Below are 17,985 nucleotides of genomic sequence, written 5' to 3'. Positions count from 1 at the left end.
ATAAATTGTTACAATACGTGGTAGTCTGTATGAACATAAGAAAGTTAAGTGAGTCATGCCTTTTCGAAACTTATTCTTTCTTGTATAATGATTTTTCTTAATAATGGTAATAAACAGCTTTTCTCTGTAAAATACCTTTGTTAGGAATACTCTTTAATCAAATATTACATTTTATTATAAAGGGGATTGAAAAGAATGATAGAAAATCCAAGCAGGGAAGAAATGGGAAAGATGTTGAAAAAATCGAAGCGCATCGCTGTCGTTGGTTTATCTGATAACCCTGAGCGCACTTCTTATATGGTATCGAAGGCCATGCAGGATAGCGGATATGAAATCATTCCTGTAAACCCTTCTGTATCCGAAGTGCTGGGTGTAAAGGCAGTTAAGGCACTGAAAGATATTGAAGGGCACATCGAAATCGTCAATGTTTTCCGCCGTTCAGAGTTCCTTCCGGAGATAGCCAAGGAATTTGCAGAAATCGATGCAGATATCTTTTGGGCGCAGCTAGGAGTGGAAAATGAAGAAGCCTATAATTTTTTGAAAGAAAAAGGACATACTGTCATCATGAATCGATGTATAAAAGTCGAACACGCCCTTACTAAGTAAAATGAAGAGCGGAACTTCCGCTCTTTTTTTAGGTATCGCTTTATTTCTGGAGAAAAACTAAAAGGCAGCCATAGCGGGCATTGAGCGGTCGGGCAAAATTAAGCCATTAAAGCTTAATTTGATTAAAATAATAAAAGTATATTTGCCAAATGAAAATTTACCGCTACAATTAGAATGGTAGCTATGATACGTTTTGTTCCATACAAATGTGCTAACGCTAATAAAAAGGACAAAAAAATAGAACACTTGTTCTTTGTTCGTGAAAGTATTATACTTGTTATAATGATAATAACGTATTAATGGATTTGTTAAGCTAGTGAGTCATTTCATTGCAGTATGATTTGGCCCGGAAATTGTGTTTAGTAAGGAAAGGGGAATTTCTGTGGCAAAGAAAGTAAAAACAATCGAGTACAATGATGATGCAATTCAGGTACTGGAAGGACTCGAAGCGGTCAGAAAACGTCCCGGTATGTATATCGGCAGTACTGATGCACGCGGACTTCATCATTTAGTGTACGAGATTGTAGATAACTCCGTAGATGAGGCTTTAGCTGGATATGGAGACCAAATTAGTGTGAAAATACATAAAGATAACAGTGTAAGTGTGTCCGATAAAGGGCGTGGAATGCCTATTGGCATGCATAAATTAGGTAAACCGACGCCTGAGGTCATTTTAACGATTCTTCATGCTGGAGGTAAATTTGGACAAGGCGGATATAAAACGAGTGGAGGCCTTCATGGAGTCGGTGCTTCGGTCGTTAACGCGTTGTCTGAATGGCTTGTCGTGACAATCAAGAGGGACGGGTTCATATACGAACAACGTTTTTTCAATGGCGGAAAGCCAGAAACCACACTGGAGAAAATCGGCAAAACAAATCAAGCTGGGACCAAAATCCACTTCAAGCCCGATCCTAAAATATTTTCGGTGACGACTTTTAATTATGAGATCCTTTGTGAGCGCCTTCGCGAATCAGCTTTTCTTTTAAAAGGCATGAAGATAGAATTGACGGATGAGCGTAACGACCATAATGAAATTTTTCACTATGAAAATGGAATTGAAGCGTTTGTCGATTATTTAAATGAAGAGAAAGAGACACTCCATAGTGTAGTCAGCTTAGAAGGGGAACAAAATGGGATCGAAGTCGAACTTGCCTTTCAATTCAACGATGGTTATTCAGAAAATATTCTAAGCTTCGTGAATAACGTTCGTACAAAAGACGGAGGCACCCATGAGATTGGTGCAAAAACGGCCATGACACGGGCATTCAATGATTATGCCAGGAAAATGGGGCTATTAAAGGAAAAAGATAAAAACCTCGAAGGTACCGATATACGTGAAGGCTTGTCTTCAATCATTTCAGTGCGCATCCCTGAAGAACTTCTTCAATTCGAAGGACAAACCAAAAGCAAACTTGGAACCAGCGAAGCCCGTTCTGCAGTCGATTCCATCGTATCAGAGCATCTAGCCTACTTTTTTGAAGAAGATCCGACCACAAGTACCCTATTGGTTAAAAAAGCGATTAAAGCGTTCCAGGCAAGGGAAGCGGCACGCAAAGCCCGTGAAGACGCAAGAAGCGGGAAGAAACGGAAAAAATCCGATGCCATCCTTTCCGGGAAATTAACACCGGCCCAATCGAAAAATCCCGAACGAAATGAATTGTATCTTGTAGAAGGTGACTCTGCTGGGGGATCCGCTAAACAAGGGCGGGATCGCCGTTTCCAAGCAGTTCTACCTTTGCGGGGTAAAGTTATCAATACGGAAAAGGCAAAACTGGCGGATATTTTTAAAAACGAGGAAATAAATACGATCATCCATGCCATCGGCGGAGGTGTCGGGGCTGAGTTCAATACGCCGGACACTAACTATGATAAAGTGATCATCATGACTGATGCCGATACGGATGGGGCCCATATCCAAGTGCTGCTGCTGACTTTCTTTTACCGATATATGAAACCGTTAATAGAGTCAGGAAAGGTGTACATTGCCTTACCCCCTTTATATAAAGTGAGCAAAGGGACAGGGAAGAAAGAAGTCATTGAATATGCTTGGAGCGATGAGGAGCTCCAGGGAGCGATAGACAAGGTGGGGAAAGGCTATATGATTCAGCGCTATAAAGGGCTGGGTGAGATGAATGCCGATCAATTATGGGATACCACCATGAACCCGGAAACAAGGACATTGATACGTGTGAAGATCGATGATGGAGCACGTGCAGAAAGACGTGTGACAACTTTGATGGGAGATAAGGTTGAACCGCGTCGTAAGTGGATTGAAGCCAATGTCGCTTTTGGTCTCGAAGAGGAATCGAATATTTTAGATAATGAAAATATGTCGATTGAAGAGGAGGTCATTAACGATGGTATTTGAAGAAACGTTTCGAGATTTGCCGCTTGAAGAGGTAATTGGTGACCGCTTCGGCCGTTATAGTAAATATATTATCCAAGATCGGGCACTTCCTGATGCAAGGGACGGCTTAAAACCGGTGCAGCGCAGGATATTGTATGCGATGCATGTCGAAGGAAATACTCAGGAAAAAGGATTCAGGAAATCCGCAAAAACGGTCGGTAATGTAATCGGTAACTATCACCCTCACGGAGATTCATCCGTTTATGAGGCAATGGTTCGGATGAGCCAAGACTGGAAGCTGCGGAAGGTCATGGTCCAAATGCACGGAAACAACGGTAGCATTGATGGTGATCCGCCTGCTGCGATGCGGTATACGGAAGCGAGGCTTTCATCGATTGCCTCCGAAATGCTTAGGGATATTGAAAAAAGGACGGTCGATTTTGTACCGAACTTTGATGATACTTCAGAAGAGCCCATTGTATTGCCGGCAATGTTCCCTAACCTGCTTGTAAACGGCTCTACGGGAATTTCAGCCGGCTATGCCACTGAAATCCCGCCACATCAACTAGGTGAAGTCATTGATGCTGCCATTATGCGAATCGATAAGCCGGAAGCGACAGTCGCTGATTTAATGACTGTCATTAAGGGGCCGGATTTTCCTACTGGCGGTATCATTCAAGGAATTGAGGGCATTCGTAAGGCCTATGAAACAGGTAAAGGGAAAATAATCATTCGCGGGTTGGCGGAAGTGGAAACGATTCGGGGCGGCAAACAGCAAATCGTCATCACTGAAATCCCATATGAAGTCAATAAAGCAAACCTTGTCAAGAAAATGGATGAATTCCGTCTAGACCGGAAAGTGGAAGGTATCGCCGAAGTAAGGGATGAGACCGATCGTACAGGACTGCGCATTGTCATCGAACTGAAAAAAGAAGCAGATGCAAATGGAGTCCTGCATTATTTATATAAAAATTCCGATCTCCAAATTGCCTACAATTTCAATATGGTTGCTATTTATAAAAAGCGGCCAACATTGATGAGCCTGCCTAAAATGCTCGATGCTTATATAGAACACCGTAAAGAGGTAATCGTGAACCGTTCACGTTATGAGCTGCAAAAGGCACATGACAGGGCACATATCGTCGATGGATTAGTGAAAGCTTTATCCATATTAGATGAAGTCATCGCTGTCATCCGGGCATCTAAAGACAAACGGAACGCTAAAGATAACCTCATAGCTAAATTTGCTTTTACAGAAGCGCAAGCTGAAGCCATTGTCTCCTTGCAGTTATATAGGCTGACAAATACGGATATTACAGCGCTTGAAGCAGAGGCAGCGGAATTGAAGGACAAAATTGAAGAATTGACAAAGATTCTTGGCAGTGAAAAGGTTCTTCTTCAAGTAATTAAAAAAGAGCTTCGATTCATTAAAAAGGGCTTTGATGACGGACGGCGTTCCAAAATCGAAAAAGAAATTGAAGAAATCAAAATAAATCTTGAAGTCTTGATTGCGAGTGAAGACGTAATGGTTACCGTGACGAAAGAAGGCTATGTCAAACGGACATCGTTACGATCTTATGCAGCGTCAGGAGGGCTTGATTTTGGCATGAAGGATTCCGATCGCCTGCTCCAGAGGCTGGAGATGAATACAACAGATGTCCTGTTGCTGTTCACATCCAAAGGGAACTACCTCTATTGTCCAGTTCATCAGCTGCCTGATATTCGCTGGAAGGAAACCGGTCAGCATATCGCGAACATCATTCCAATCGACAGGGAAGAGCAAATCATAAAAGCGATTCCAATCAAAGATTTTACCATGCCGGAATTCTTAGTTTTCATCACGAAAAATGGTATGGTGAAAAAGACAGAATTAGCTTCCTATAAAGCTCAGCGTCATTCAAAACCGCTGGTTGGTGTCAATTTAAAAGGTGATGATGAACTGGTCGATGTCCATCATACGAATGGACAGGCTGACCTTTTCCTAGTCACTCATAATGGCTATGGTTTATGGTTTGATGAAGAAGAAGTAAGTGTTGTCGGTGTCCGGGCAGCAGGAGTCAAAGGGATTAACTTGAAAGAAAATGACTATGTCATTGGCGGAAAGGTTTTGGCCAAGGATAGTAAAGAATCGATCTTTATCGTTACACAGCGCGGGGCCATAAAGAAAATGAAATTAACCGAGTTTGAAAAAACGAGCCGGGCAAAACGCGGTGTCGTGGTCTTGAGGGAATTGAAATCGAATCCTCATAGGGTCATTGGTTTCGATATCATTAACAAAACCGACAGTCTATTCATTCTTTCCGAAAAGGGAACCATTGAAACGATTCATGCCGCTTCATTAAAAAATCATGATCGATATACGAATGGATCATTTGTTTTTGATGAAACGGTTAGTGGAAAAGCGAAAGAATTATGGAAAATATCATTGGAAGATGACACCGCCATGGAGCAGTGAATCATTTTTTTTGAACGGGATGCTGACCTTGATCAGCATCCCGTTTTATTTTCCTGAAAATGATCAGTATATCCACAGGCCAGCACTACAGTTGGGTCTTTATACGAAAGCAATTTCTTAATTCAAAAATGACTTATTGAGTCAAATTTAAATCCTAGTATTATGAACCTAAAATTATTAAGAACGCAGCAAATAATTCAATTTTGAATTTTAGCATTAACTGAATCAACGTATCAAAACGATTTATTTTTGGCACACTCCTTGCATATTGTTAGTATGACTTCTTTATTTTTGAATGAAGAAAGGGGAGGACCAATGGATAGACCTTGGATAAAGCATATCCCGTCCGGAAATCCAATAGAGATTGATATTCCTGAAATTTCATTGACAGAACTATTTTTTCAATCAGTCGAACAGTATTCGGATAATACAGCGATAACGTTCATGGAGAAAAGGTATACATATTCAGAGTTGGGGAAGTTAGTGAAAAAATGTGCCCGCTTGCTTGCTGATGAAGGGATTGGAAAGGGAGATCGTGTGGCTATCATGCTTCCTAATTGTCCCCAATATCCAATTGGTTTTTTTGGAACTCTTTTGAATGGAGCCATTGTTGTCCAAATCAATCCAATGTATAAGGCGAACGAATTAATGCATGTCCTGAAAGATTCAGGTGCAAGGCACATCATTGTACTCGACGATTTATTGCCCATAGTTGAAGCCGTCATAGCTGAAACCGATGTTGAAAAGGTGTTGAGCGTGTCTCTGGAAAAGGGCAAATGTGAAATGACAATAAAACTGCTATCTGTAACAGAGGCGGATTTCACTGTGGAGATCGAACCTGCTAGAGATGTCGCCGTCCTCCAATATACTGGAGGAACGACAGGGCGTTCTAAAGGCGCGATGCTAACCCATCGTAATATCGTAGCCAATACGCTGCAAAGTGCAGCAACTTCAAGAATCAATACTCAAAAGGGGAAGGAAAGGGTGCTGGGCGTTTCCCCATTATTTCATGTTTACGGCATGACTTCAGGGATGAACCTGACGTTTTATAATGGCGGGGAATTAATTCTTGTATCCCGATTTGAGGTAACGGAGATCGTCGATATTATCACTAATCTTAAACCGACTATTTTTCCAGGGGTACCGACGATGTATATTGCTTTATTACAATATTACCAGTCCCATCCATTTGATTTGGATACATTGACATCTTGCGTTTCGGGTTCGTCACCATTGCCATTGCATGTATTGTCAAGGTTCAGCGAACTTAGTGGAACAAAGATTGCTGAGGGCTATGGACTGTCCGAGGCGTCACCAGTCACGCACCGGAATCCAGTCAGCGGCCTGCAAAAACCAGGAAGTATCGGGATTCCGATACAAAATACGGATGCCGCCATAATTGACAGCATTACAGGAGAGCCAGCCCTCTTGGTTGATACACCAGGTGAATTGGTCATAAAGGGTCCACAGGTAATGAAAGGTTATTGGGGCATGCCTGAAGAGACGAAGAAGACGATTCAAAACGGATGGCTGCATACCGGTGATATGGCCAAGATGGATGAAGATGGCTTCTTTTACATTGTGGGACGGAAGAAAGAGATGATCATCGCAGGCGGATTCAATATTTATCCAATTGAAATTGAAGATATACTATACAGCCACCCTAAGGTTCTGGAAGCTGCCGTCTTTGGCGTTCCCGATCAATATCGCGGTGAAACGGTACATGCAGCGGTAGTTCTAAAACCAAGTGAAAGAATAACTGAAAACGAATTGAAGGATTATTGCCGAAAGCAGCTCGCTGCCTTCAAGGTCCCAAAAGCAATCACATTTGAAAGTGAACTTCCGAAGACGGCGGTAGGTAAAATTTTAAAACGCAAGCTTCAAGAAAAACATATCGCTCATTCTAACTAGATATGAAAGCGTTAACAATCAATTCGCAGATAAAGGGGAATGCAAATGGACTTTCGCTTAGATGAAGACATCCTGCTACTTAAAGAAAATATACGCCAGTTTATCGAAGAACAAATTGATCCATTTTCCATGCAGATAGAGGATGAAGATCATATCCCGGAATCCATCATAAATTTATCGAAGGAAATCGGGCTATTCGGACTTAGTATCCCGGAAAGGTATGGCGGACTCGGAATCGGGATGGTGGGAAAATGTGCTTTATATGAGGAAATCGGCAAAACACATAATGGATATACCACTCTGATTGGTGCCCACACCGGTATAGGGACGGTAGGGATAGTCGAAATGGGCAATGAAATGCAAAAGGAAAAATACCTACCAGATATGGCAAGCGGTAATAGAATTGGCGCTTTTGCTTTAACTGAGCCTGCAGCGGGGTCCCATGCTACGAATCTCAAAATGACGGCAGTCAAAAATGGCGATAAATATATTTTAAATGGTACCAAGCATTATATAACGAATGCAGATGTAGCAGATATTTTTACAGTTATGGCCGTTACGGACAAAGATAAAGGGGCCAAAGGGATCACCTCATTCATAGTAGAAAAGGATTTTCCGGGTTTTAGAGTTGGTAGCCTGGAAAGGAAGATGGGTCTTCGAGGCTCACATTCGGCCGAATTGTTTTTTGAAGATTGCGAGGTTCCTGCTGAAAATGTACTGGGGGACGTCGGACAAGGTATGTAAATGCCTTGAAAATCCTTGCAAATGGCCGGGCAGGCCTTGCTGCCCGTAATTTGGGGTCCTGTCAATACCTGCTCGATCTTTCTACCAAATATGCCACAGAACGTGAACAATTCAATGTCCCGATCATTGATCATCAAGCCGTGTCCCATATGATTGCCGAGATGGCAATGGAAATAGAAGCACTTCGCTCATTCACATACAGGGTCGCATGGATGGTCGATCAGAAAGAAAAAATCATTAAAGAAGCGGCCATGCTTAAGTTGTATGGTTCGGAAGTATATAATCGTGTCGCTGATAAGGCCGTACAGATTCATGGCGGGATGGGATACATGAAGGATTATCCAGTTGAACGTTTCTATCGGGATGCCCGAATCACCAGAATATATGAAGGCACGTCCGAAATCCAAAAAAATATCATTACCGGGCAATTAAAGAGAAAATATCAAAACTAGTCTTGGAAAGCGGAGGGGTTAATATGGATTTACGACTATCTGATGAACAAAAAATGGTGCAAAAAACAATACGCAAGTTCGTGGAAAATGAATTGATTCCATTGGAAAATGAAGTGCTTCGCAATGAAATGGCAGGGAAACCTAGTTTACCAGAGGGGACATTGAAAGATTTACAGGAAAAAGCAAAAAAAGCCGGGTTTTGGGGCATCAATACCCCGGAGGAATATGGCGGGGCAGACCTAGGTCAGCTCATGATGGCAATTGTCTTGATGGAAGTGTCAAAAACGTTTGTACCATTCAGCTTTGGAGGTTCGGCTGATAACATCCTTTATTATGCAAATGAAGAACAGAAACAGAAATATCTGATCCCTACTATTAATGGTGAGAAAAAGTCCTGTTTTGCCATGACGGAGCCGGGGGCAGGGTCCGATACGCGAAATATTAAAATGACGGCAGTAAAAGAAGGAAATGAATGGGTGCTTAACGGAGAAAAAACATTCATTACTGGAGGAAATGATGCCGATTTCGTCATGGTCATTGCCGTAACTGACAAAGAACGTCATCAAGCAACCGGGACGGAAGGGGTAACCTGTTTCATTGTAGACCGTGATATGGGCTGGAGATCAGAATATATCAATACGATGGGAGAATGGGGACCGGCCGGTTTAGTTTTTGATAATGTCAGGGTACCCGAAGAAAACATCTTGGGGGAAGTGCATGGCGGTTATAAACTAGGCTTGGAATGGATTGGGTTTGCAAGATGGATCGTGGGCGCACGTGCTGTCGGTTCTGCAGAAAGATTGCTGCAAATGGCAATAGAATACGCTAAAGAACGAGTAACTTTCGGTAAACCGATCGCTGAGCGCCAGGCCATTCAATGGCAGATAGCTGATTCGGCCGTAGAAATTGAAGCTGCTAGATGGCTTGTATTGAATGCGGCTTTTACACTTGATAATGGAGAAGACAACCGCCATTTAGCTTCAATGGCTAAACTCTATGGAGCCAATATGGGGAATCGTGTCGTGGATCGTGTATTGCAGATACATGGTGGCATGGGATATACGAAGGAGCTTCCCATCGAACGCTGGTACCGCGAGGCAAGGCTTTGGAGGATTTATGATGGTACGGATGAAATACAGCGTATGATCATTTCCCGAAATTTGATTAAGGGTCATGTTAAATTAGGACAATTCTTATAATAGATTAGGAGGAAACGATTATGTCAGGGAGATTTTCAGGGAAAACGGCTTTAGTTACAGGTGGAAGCAGGGGGATTGGCCGGGCGATCGTCGAACTATTTGCCAGTGAAGGCGCAAACGTGGCGATTATCGATATCAACGAAGAGGTTTTGACAGCAACAGGAAATGAATTAAGGGACAAGGGTTATACCATTTTTTCCAAAGTGGCCAACGTGGTCAATCCAGAAGAGGTGGAAGCATCGATAAAAGAAATAGCCGACACATTCGGATCCCTTGATATTCTCGTGAATAATGCTGGGGTCATCCGGGATAATTTACTTTTTAAAATGACCGATTCTGATTGGCAGACGGTAATGGATGTGCATTTAAAAGGTACTTTCAATGCAGTACGTGCCGCCCAGAAGCATATGGTTGCAAATAAGTACGGAAGAATCATCAATATATCATCCACTTCGGCCCTTGGGAACCGCGGGCAGGCTAATTATTCAGCCGCAAAAGCTGGGCTTCAGGGGTTAACAAAAACACTGGCGATTGAACTTGGCAAATATGGGATAACGGCTAATTCGGTCGCACCAGGCTTTATCGAAACCGAAATGACGAAAGAAACAGCTAGGCGGGTGGGAGTGAGTTTTGAACAATTCATCCAGGATAGGGCAAACAGTATTCCAGTTGCCAGAAGCGGTTTGCCAAGTGATATTGCTCATGCTGTTGCATTCTTTGCCGATGAGGCATCCTCATTCATTAGCGGGCAGGTTTTATATGTTGCGGGCGGTCCGAAAAATTAAGGGAAAAGGCGGGATGTTATGTTCAACGAAAGTATTGGAAAACGATCCAACCCCGTTAAAAATATAGTTGAACGGGGAGCCGTTAAAAAATTCGCATTATCGATTGGTGATCCCCACCCGATTTTCATTGATGAAGAAACAGGCAGGCAATCAAGGTACGGTACGAATATCGCTCCACCAACTTTCCCAAGGGTCTTTGATTTTGGGATGATTGAAAGCTTAAATCTCCCGAATAAAGGCTTGATTCATGGTGAGCAGGTTTATCGCTATAACAGGCCGCTTAAGGTAGGGGAAGAAATCACCTGTTATACGGAAGTGAAAGACTATTATGAAAAAAAAGGGAAACAAGGGGAAATGGGATTTCTAGCCTTTATAAATTATGGGAAGGATGCAAATGGGGAAATTGTCTTCACTGCTGAACAGCTTGTCATTTTAAATGAAACGATCAGAAGGATGGTGATGAGTAAGTGACGACATTAACCGAACTTCATATTGGTGACTCGTTACATTCCATCGAGCTTGCACCTGTAACGCGACTGGACCTCATTAAATATGCCGGCGCATCAGGTGATTTCAATCCCATTCATACCATTGATGAGGAAGCAAAAAATGCTGGTCTTCCAGGTATCATCGCTCATGGGATGTGGACGATGGGAAACCTCGCAAAGCTATTCAGTAATCTTTATGAAATTGGATTTATCGAAGAATACAGGATTCGTTTCAAGGGCATGGTTTTCTTGAATGATGTCATAACTCTTCAAGCGGATCTAAAAGAAAAAAATGGGAATAGATATTTTTTCAACGTAGCGGCCACTAACCAGTCAGGTAAGGAAGCGATCAGTGGAGAGGTTATTTTTAAGACTTACTGAGGTAAAGTAGTGATGAAAATTATTTCATCACTACTTTTTTTAGGAGCGAAATTCGACAATTTTAAAGGAGTTTCGAAAATTATCCAGAATTGTACTTAAAAAGAATTCTTTTTGCGGCGGTGAATAGTAATGAATCAAGTGAAACAGGATTCTCAGCTTAATTTGCTCAAAGAGTGGACCTTTCCTGCACTAGTCGTGGATTCTGCAAATCGGATTAAGGATTGGGGAAACTATTTTAATCAATTGTTAAGCCATGATGGTAATAATACATTAACCGAACACTTCGATGAGTGGCAATTTCTCGATAATAAAAGGCTTGCAGCTGCAAGGCTGCATGATAAACGGTATTTATTTTTATTAATGAAACAAATGGATGCTGACAATATTCTTTATATAGGCAGGGAAACGGAATTTTTGGATGATTTATTGATTGATGCTCATGAGACGGATAAATTAAATCGCGCACTCGATGCAATAATCGAAAATTCCTATGATGGAATATACATCACCGATCAAGATGGAATCACGCTTTATACCAATTCGGCAATTGAACGGATCACAGGCATACCAAAAGAGTACTATATCGGCAAATCTGTGGACCAATTGATTAAACGCGGCATACTGAATGCGTCGGTGACTCATAAGGTAGTGAAGCTGAGACGAACGGTATCAGTCGTACAGGATAATTTTGCGGGAAAGGAAACATTGATAACAGGGAGTCCCGTTTTTAATGCAGAAGGGGAAATAGAGCAAGTCGTTACGAATATAAGGGATTTATCTGATTTAAATGAACTGATGCATGAGTTGACGAAAGCTAATGAACTGAATAATCAATATAAGCAGGAAATTGAGAAACTGCGGAAGATAACGAGCAAAGATGGAGTCGTATTCGTCAGTGATAAAATGAAAATGATTTATGAGATAGCAGAAAGAATATCGGATATTGATGCGACAGTACTCATACTGGGAGAAACGGGTGTTGGAAAGGATGTCCTTGCCCGCAATATCTATAATCGGAGCATCCGGTCTAAAAAAGGAGATTTCATCAAAATAAATTGCGGGGCAATTCCCGCTGATTTATTGGAATCCGAGCTCTTTGGATATGAAGGAGGGGCATTTACCGGAGCCAATCAAAAAGGAAAACCAGGGATGTTTGAGCTTGCAGAGAGTGGTATCCTATTCCTTGATGAAGTCGGTGAGCTTCCCCTGCAACTTCAGGTGAAGCTGCTCCGGGCCCTTCAGGAAAGGGAGATTCAAAGAATCGGAGGTACAAAACCAAAGAAAATCGATGTTCGCATAATAGCAGCCACGAACCGAAATCTTTCGGAAATGGTCAAAACGGGTGATTTTCGTGAAGACCTCTTTTATAGGTTGAATGTCATTCCGATTACGATTCCTCCTCTAAGGGAAAGAAGAGAGGATATCTTGGCATTGACTGACTTGTTTTTAACAAAAGCAAACGAACAATATAAATTCTCAAAAGAAATAGATTCGCGGTTGAAGGAATATTTTTATCAACATGATTGGCCAGGAAATGTCCGTGAATTGATTAATATTGTGGAAAGGCTCGTCGTGCTGACGGATAATCGAATATTATCGATTAACGACCTTCCGGAAGAATATCAGCCGGAAAATCGGAATCAACCGAACCTCAATGCTACCTTAACTTTAAAAGAAGCGGTGGAAAGAGCCGAAAAGGAAATTTTGACGAAAGCGGCTCAAACCTACCAAACTACATATGAAATAGCAGAAGCCCTGGAATCCAGTCAGGCAACAATCGTGAGGAAACTTAAAAAATATCGATTAAAGGTCAGTGGAAAAGAATAGATGAGTTTGAACTGTACCTCCCAATGTTAGAAAAATGGGAGGTACAGTTTTTTTGACTGATTATACGAGTGGCGAAAAATTGAATGTGAACCAAAGACGATAAGATAAAATAGAATGGAGCAGCGGTGTCCAACCTAGATTCACCAGATGTAAACATCTTTGGCTAGAGGACGGTCTTACTGGGAAACCAGTCTGCTCGATCAACAAATTCATTTAAAGTTCCGATGAATAAGAGGAAAAGCCGATTTATACAGGGGAGGAAGAATATGAGAAGTTACAGAATTAATTTATCAACGCTGATTTTCGCTCGAACCTTCAGAATGTCAGAGGCAAACAGGGGAATTTATCAATAAGATATCTGATTAAATCCTATTCAATATATTGATTTAAATGGGTTTATTAAAGCTTTAAAACTTGGTAAGCCATTGAAAATCATGTATATTGTTTTTATACACATACAAGGGTAGTGGATCATTTTAATTGGAAAATATATATAAAGAACCAGCTACACAGTTCAGCCTAATTATTTTTCAAGTAAATCACTAGAAGGGAGATATAGAATTTGGACTCACTCAAGTTAATTGAATATGACATAGCCCTGCTTGTACGTCTAACAACATCCCCTAGTAGACAAATAGGCAACCTAGATCGATCCGAGTTTTTATTGCTAAGTGAATTGGATAAGCATGGGCCACTAGGCATTAATGAATTGTCAGACCAATTGAGACTGAATGTGTCTACCGCAAGTCGCCAGGTTGCCGCTATGGAGTCAAAGGAATTCATTCGCCGTTATCCAGATCCGAAAAACGGACGAATCAGCTTAATTGTCATGACGAAAGAAGGGCAAGAAATATTACATAATGCTCAGAAGTCTCGTCAAGAAAGATTATCCGATATTCTTAAAGACTGGTCAGAGGAAGATTTAAACGTTCTTCAGAGGAATTTAACACGTTTGAATCAGGATATTAAGAACTGGAAACAAAGATAATCCGAATTTTGATAAGCAGAAACAGTATTGCTTATACATATTTTAATGTACCTTTTCATGAAAAAGCCTAATTCAAATGTTCTTATTTGAATTAGGCTTTTTCATTTTTCCGTGTTATGGGTTTGTTTGGGTAATATTTTTATTGCTATATTTTATATATGTTGTATAATACAAATTGCAAATAGCAAGTTTGGGTATGTTGCATGTTTATCTGCTTAATATGAATGGATGGTGAAGACTTTTTTCTTTTGAAAATATTAAGGAATGGAATTTGACATTCAAAATTAGCTTAGAAAGAAAGGGGGAATTATATGAATTCACAAAATAATGTAGTGAGTGGCGAGATAAAGAAACCCCTCTTGCCGGAATATGTGCTCATGTCTATATTAACGTTATTTTCATTTGGGCCTCAATACTTTACAAGTCTTTCCTACATCTTGAATCAAATGGTTATTCAAAATGGACTTAACTTAAGTACACACGTTATGTTACTTCCATCCATTTGCTCAAATTTGGCTTTTTCGCTAGGTCTCCCATTTGGACGTATCCTTCCCATGAAATATGGAACAAGAAAAATTTATCTTACTTTCATTTTCATATTCCTTGGTGGAACGATCATCAATATTCTATGCTGGGGAATCATTCCGCTCACCATTGGCAGATCACTCCAAGGTTTAGGGGCAGGTGTATTGTTTCTGACAATCCTACCGCATAGTTTAAGGTCTTACCCAAACAAGGTGCGGAATCTGTTTATATTGTTTGCGATAGGTGGTTTATTTGGTTGCAGCGCGGTAGGTGCATTTGTTGGATCCTTATCTTTAAGTATTTCAGAGTGGAGATGGATATTCTTGTTAAATATTCTTTCATCCCTCATATGCCTTGTAATCGGATTCAGAATCTTATCCAAAACGAAGCCAGAGTTAAACTCAGGAACGACGAAACATAACATGAAAGGAATTTTCTTATTCACTTTATTAATAATGGACTTGATTTTCCCGCTGTATAACTTACAAGAACACGGCTTTACATCAAATCAAGTTTGGCCATTTTTTGTGATTGCTCTTCTATTGGCGCTATTGTTCATAGCGGTTGATTTTAATGCTGTGGATTCCTTTATTCCAATCCGATCATTGTGGTCAGCAAAAACAGTTTCGGGAACAATTATGGCTTTAACTGCTCATATTGCTCTTATCGTCGCGATTGCAGGAGCAAATGGTTTTTTGCGTAACATTCTTGATCCCCCATTCATATACCTTACTTATTTTTATTTGTGGTTTTTTGTTGGATTCTTGGCGTCGGGTATCGTCTGTACTCTGCTATATGACAAATGGGGTGCAGGCAGGCTGGGAATGGTAGGTTCCATCATCATAATAATGATCAGCATTCAATGGAGATCAATGGGAACCGAGGTTTCTTTAACGGCAATAAATGTTCAAATGGCTTGTATTGGCGTAGGCGTAAGCATGGTGCTATTATCAGGGGCATTGGGAACAGCACTGGCAGGTGACATTCACAAGGCAGTACTAAGGTCGTCATCCCTGCATTCTATGAGAAATTTATTTGGTTCAATTGCTGGACCAGTAATAGGATGGTTTGCTTATCGAATGCATGCGATTCACTATGAAGATGTTCGAGGGGAAATATCACTATTGAACCCCGAAACTAACTCAGAGATGGCCGGATTGGTCCGCAATTATATCAATAATGGACATACACTGACAGAGGCAAAAAGCATGGCTTATTATTCAATGGTTGCGAATAGTCAAAAAGGTGCGCTTCTAGGAGCTTACCATGATTTATTTACCATTCTCCTAGTATTAGGCATAATCATGTTGTTAGCTTCCATCGGAAAGGCTGTAACGGGCAAAGGAAGGTCGCTAGTGCAGAAAGAGCAGCACATTTTACTTCCAGCACCATTGGAAAAAACGAATAAAAAGGGGAAATACGTATGAGTAAAGGTCGTTTAATAATAGCCAATATTTTGGGTGTTCTTGTTGTAATTGCTTTGCTAGCAGGCGGTGCATACTTTTATTATCAAAATGAGAACTTTGTTAAAACTGATGATGCGAAGGTATCTGCAGACATGGTTCAAATTGTAGCACCAGCTTCTGGTATGCTCAAAGATTGGGATATTAAAGAAGGTAAAGCTGTTACAAAAGGAAAGGCAGTAGGAATAATTGAAGAAGAAGGTCAAGACGTTTCCATAAAGTCTACCATGGAGGGAACGATTATTAAAAATGGAGCCGGAAATGACCAGCTAGTACAAGGTGGCCAAGTGCTAGCCCAAGCTGCAGACCTCAACCATTTATACATTACAGCTAACATCAAGGAAACAGATTTAAAGGATATTGAAAAAGGCGATTCAGTGGATATAAACGTAGATGGCGATACCGATGTAACTTTCGAAGGAAAAGTTGAAGAAATCGGTTATGCTACTAAATCTGTATTTTCGTCTTTACCAGAGTCGAATACGGGCAATTTCACAAAGGTCACTCAAAAAGTTTCTGTTAAAATCTCAATTATGAATCCATCTGCCAAAGTACTTCCTGGTATGAATGCTAAAGTTAAAATCTCGTTGTAGATGAAAGTTCGCATCAATGCAACCAAGAGGAGTGGGGAATTTTATGAAAATCTATGTAGTCTATGATAGTGAGGGTGAACATACAAAGGCACTGGCATATTCAATAGCGGAAGGGGCTCAAGAAGTGTATGGTGCAGAAGTGCATATAGATCATGTGGATCAGGCAGATGTATATAAGCTATCAGAAATGGATGCGATTGTATGGGGATGTCCTGGACATTTCGGGACGATTAGCTCTGGATTAAAAGCTTGGATTGATAAATTAGGGTTCTTATGGGCAGAAGGTAAGCTGATAAATAAAATTGGTGCTGTATTTTGTACGACTGCTACCGTCCATGGAGGATTAGAAGCAACGATGCTTAACCTCATTACACCAATGCTTCACCAAGGGATGATTATCGTGGGCTTACCTGGTAATGTTCCAGAAAATGCTTTATATGGATCTTATTACGGGGTAGGGGTGTCCTGTCCTGTTGATAGTACAGATTTGCTCCCTAAGCAAGCCCAAGAGTTAGGAAGAGCTTTAGGAAAACGTGTAGCGGAAGTCACACAAACTCTAACACATGTACAGTAAGGGGTTGGTCAGATGGTGACCATTATTGCTTGTATAGGATTGGCTATGGCTGTTATTGGGGGATTGTTCAAGATTAATTTCTGGTCAACTTCAAAAGAAGAGGTGGCACGTGAAACGGTTATAAACGAAATTGGTAAGGAAGCCATCCATTCACCTGACAAATCTGAATTGGTTCAAGAGGAGACTCTAACTGCTTCCGCTGGGCAGGTTAAGCACATGAACGATCAGGCCTACCGCCAAGCCCTTCAATGTTTCCAGGATACGACGCAGGAAGATTTAAACATCAAGGGATTGACTATGAAGGATGAAGAATATAGAAAAGCGTTAAAAACCATGAATTGTAAGCGTGAAAATGAAAAAAACAGAGAAGTGTAGAAAAATTCCTAAGGATGATCTAACTTCTAAAAAGTGAGGTAACATTAAATCGTGTGTTAAGTACAACTGCAAGGTAACGGTTCTTAGACTTATGAATGCGTATTCCATTCGATCGGTAAGAGATTAGAGGATTAACAATAATTTAATAGCTGATCTCTGTGGTAAAAGCTGATAAGGAAATCTTGACGACGGCTTAAACCTACCAAATTACCATGAAATCGGAGAAGCGCTTGATTCCTCAGGCAACAATTGTGAGGAAACTTAAAAAATAT

General features: G+C 40.9%; 14 protein-coding genes and 1 pseudogene. All 15 read left to right on the top strand.

Annotated elements, in window-relative coordinates; all coding sequences use genetic code 11:
* Positions 1–195 precede the first annotated feature (195 nt).
* Complete coding sequence (locus ACFX4H_RS16635) at positions 196–606, top strand: CoA-binding protein (RefSeq protein WP_377435884.1); 411 nt, start codon at positions 196–198, stop codon at positions 604–606.
* Positions 607–988: 382 nt separating this feature from the next.
* The gene (gene parE, locus ACFX4H_RS16630) at positions 989–2,974 is read left to right on the top strand and encodes a DNA topoisomerase IV subunit B (RefSeq protein ID WP_048678600.1); all 1,986 of its coding nucleotides are present in this window, start codon (positions 989–991) and stop codon (positions 2,972–2,974) included.
* Positions 2,964–5,408 carry a DNA topoisomerase IV subunit A gene (parC, locus tag ACFX4H_RS16625; RefSeq protein WP_057277809.1) on the top strand — a complete coding sequence of 815 codons (2,445 nt, stop codon included), beginning with the start codon at positions 2,964–2,966 and terminating at the stop codon, positions 5,406–5,408. Before parE ends, parC begins: the two co-directional genes overlap by 11 nt.
* A gap of 315 nt (positions 5,409–5,723) precedes the next feature.
* A complete protein-coding gene (locus ACFX4H_RS16620; protein WP_377435883.1) occupies positions 5,724–7,319 on the top strand; it encodes a long-chain-fatty-acid--CoA ligase in 1,596 nt (531 codons plus the stop codon).
* 45 nt (positions 7,320–7,364) lie between these two features.
* Positions 7,365–8,515 (top strand): annotated as a pseudogene (locus ACFX4H_RS16615) (acyl-CoA dehydrogenase family protein).
* 23 nt (positions 8,516–8,538) lie between these two features.
* Entirely contained in the window at positions 8,539–9,714 is a 1,176-nt protein-coding gene (locus tag ACFX4H_RS16610) for an acyl-CoA dehydrogenase family protein (protein ID WP_034312384.1), read from the top strand.
* 20 nt (positions 9,715–9,734) lie between these two features.
* A complete protein-coding gene (locus ACFX4H_RS16605) occupies positions 9,735–10,499 on the top strand; it encodes an SDR family oxidoreductase (RefSeq protein WP_241635828.1) in 765 nt (254 codons plus the stop codon).
* 18 nt (positions 10,500–10,517) lie between these two features.
* The gene (locus ACFX4H_RS16600) at positions 10,518–10,970 is read left to right on the top strand and encodes a MaoC family dehydratase N-terminal domain-containing protein (RefSeq protein WP_241635830.1); all 453 of its coding nucleotides are present in this window, start codon (positions 10,518–10,520) and stop codon (positions 10,968–10,970) included.
* Positions 10,967–11,368, top strand: a complete 402-nt coding sequence (locus tag ACFX4H_RS16595) for a MaoC/PaaZ C-terminal domain-containing protein (protein ID WP_063591285.1) — start codon at positions 10,967–10,969, stop codon at positions 11,366–11,368. The genes ACFX4H_RS16600 and ACFX4H_RS16595 overlap by 4 nt, the downstream gene beginning before the upstream one ends.
* Positions 11,369–11,497: 129 nt before the next feature.
* Positions 11,498–13,195 (top strand): sigma-54 interaction domain-containing protein, encoded by a 1,698-nt coding sequence (locus tag ACFX4H_RS16590; protein ID WP_328137478.1) that lies wholly within the window; start codon positions 11,498–11,500, stop codon positions 13,193–13,195.
* Positions 13,196–13,757: 562 nt separating this feature from the next.
* On the top strand, positions 13,758–14,183 hold the full coding sequence (locus ACFX4H_RS16585; RefSeq protein WP_063591284.1) for a MarR family winged helix-turn-helix transcriptional regulator: 426 nt from the start codon (positions 13,758–13,760) through the stop codon (positions 14,181–14,183).
* A 311-nt stretch (positions 14,184–14,494) separates the two neighbouring features.
* Complete coding sequence (locus tag ACFX4H_RS16580) at positions 14,495–16,135, top strand: MFS transporter (RefSeq protein WP_328137480.1); 1,641 nt, start codon at positions 14,495–14,497, stop codon at positions 16,133–16,135.
* Positions 16,132–16,764 carry an HlyD family secretion protein gene (locus ACFX4H_RS16575; RefSeq protein ID WP_283867719.1) on the top strand — a complete coding sequence of 211 codons (633 nt, stop codon included), beginning with the start codon at positions 16,132–16,134 and terminating at the stop codon, positions 16,762–16,764. Before ACFX4H_RS16580 ends, ACFX4H_RS16575 begins: the two co-directional genes overlap by 4 nt.
* Positions 16,765–16,807: 43 nt before the next feature.
* Positions 16,808–17,338, top strand: a complete 531-nt coding sequence (locus tag ACFX4H_RS16570) for an NAD(P)H-dependent oxidoreductase (RefSeq protein ID WP_057277798.1) — start codon at positions 16,808–16,810, stop codon at positions 17,336–17,338.
* Positions 17,339–17,350: 12 nt separating this feature from the next.
* A complete protein-coding gene (locus tag ACFX4H_RS16565; protein ID WP_377435882.1) occupies positions 17,351–17,713 on the top strand; it encodes a hypothetical protein in 363 nt (120 codons plus the stop codon).
* Positions 17,714–17,985: the final 272 nt, after the last annotated feature.

The sequence above is a fragment of the Peribacillus sp. YIM B13477 genome (assembly GCF_042787955.1).
GTDB classification, from domain to species: domain Bacteria; phylum Bacillota; class Bacilli; order Bacillales; family DSM-1321; genus Peribacillus; species Peribacillus frigoritolerans.
This window is presented reverse-complemented; position numbering and strand designations above follow the sequence as displayed.

Coding starts and splice junctions, on each gene's coding strand:
- ACFX4H_RS16605 (WP_241635828.1), top strand. CDS start 9,735: ATGTCAGGGAGATTTTCAGGGAAAACGGCTTTAGTTACAGGTGGAAGC.
- ACFX4H_RS16580 (WP_328137480.1), top strand. CDS start 14,495: ATGAATTCACAAAATAATGTAGTGAGTGGCGAGATAAAGAAACCCCTC.
- parC (WP_057277809.1), top strand. CDS start 2,964: ATGGTATTTGAAGAAACGTTTCGAGATTTGCCGCTTGAAGAGGTAATT.
- ACFX4H_RS16635 (WP_377435884.1), top strand. CDS start 196: ATGATAGAAAATCCAAGCAGGGAAGAAATGGGAAAGATGTTGAAAAAA.
- ACFX4H_RS16590 (WP_328137478.1), top strand. CDS start 11,498: ATGAATCAAGTGAAACAGGATTCTCAGCTTAATTTGCTCAAAGAGTGG.
- ACFX4H_RS16600 (WP_241635830.1), top strand. CDS start 10,518: ATGTTCAACGAAAGTATTGGAAAACGATCCAACCCCGTTAAAAATATA.
- ACFX4H_RS16565 (WP_377435882.1), top strand. CDS start 17,351: ATGGTGACCATTATTGCTTGTATAGGATTGGCTATGGCTGTTATTGGG.
- ACFX4H_RS16570 (WP_057277798.1), top strand. CDS start 16,808: ATGAAAATCTATGTAGTCTATGATAGTGAGGGTGAACATACAAAGGCA.
- ACFX4H_RS16620 (WP_377435883.1), top strand. CDS start 5,724: ATGGATAGACCTTGGATAAAGCATATCCCGTCCGGAAATCCAATAGAG.
- ACFX4H_RS16575 (WP_283867719.1), top strand. CDS start 16,132: ATGAGTAAAGGTCGTTTAATAATAGCCAATATTTTGGGTGTTCTTGTT.
- ACFX4H_RS16610 (WP_034312384.1), top strand. CDS start 8,539: ATGGATTTACGACTATCTGATGAACAAAAAATGGTGCAAAAAACAATA.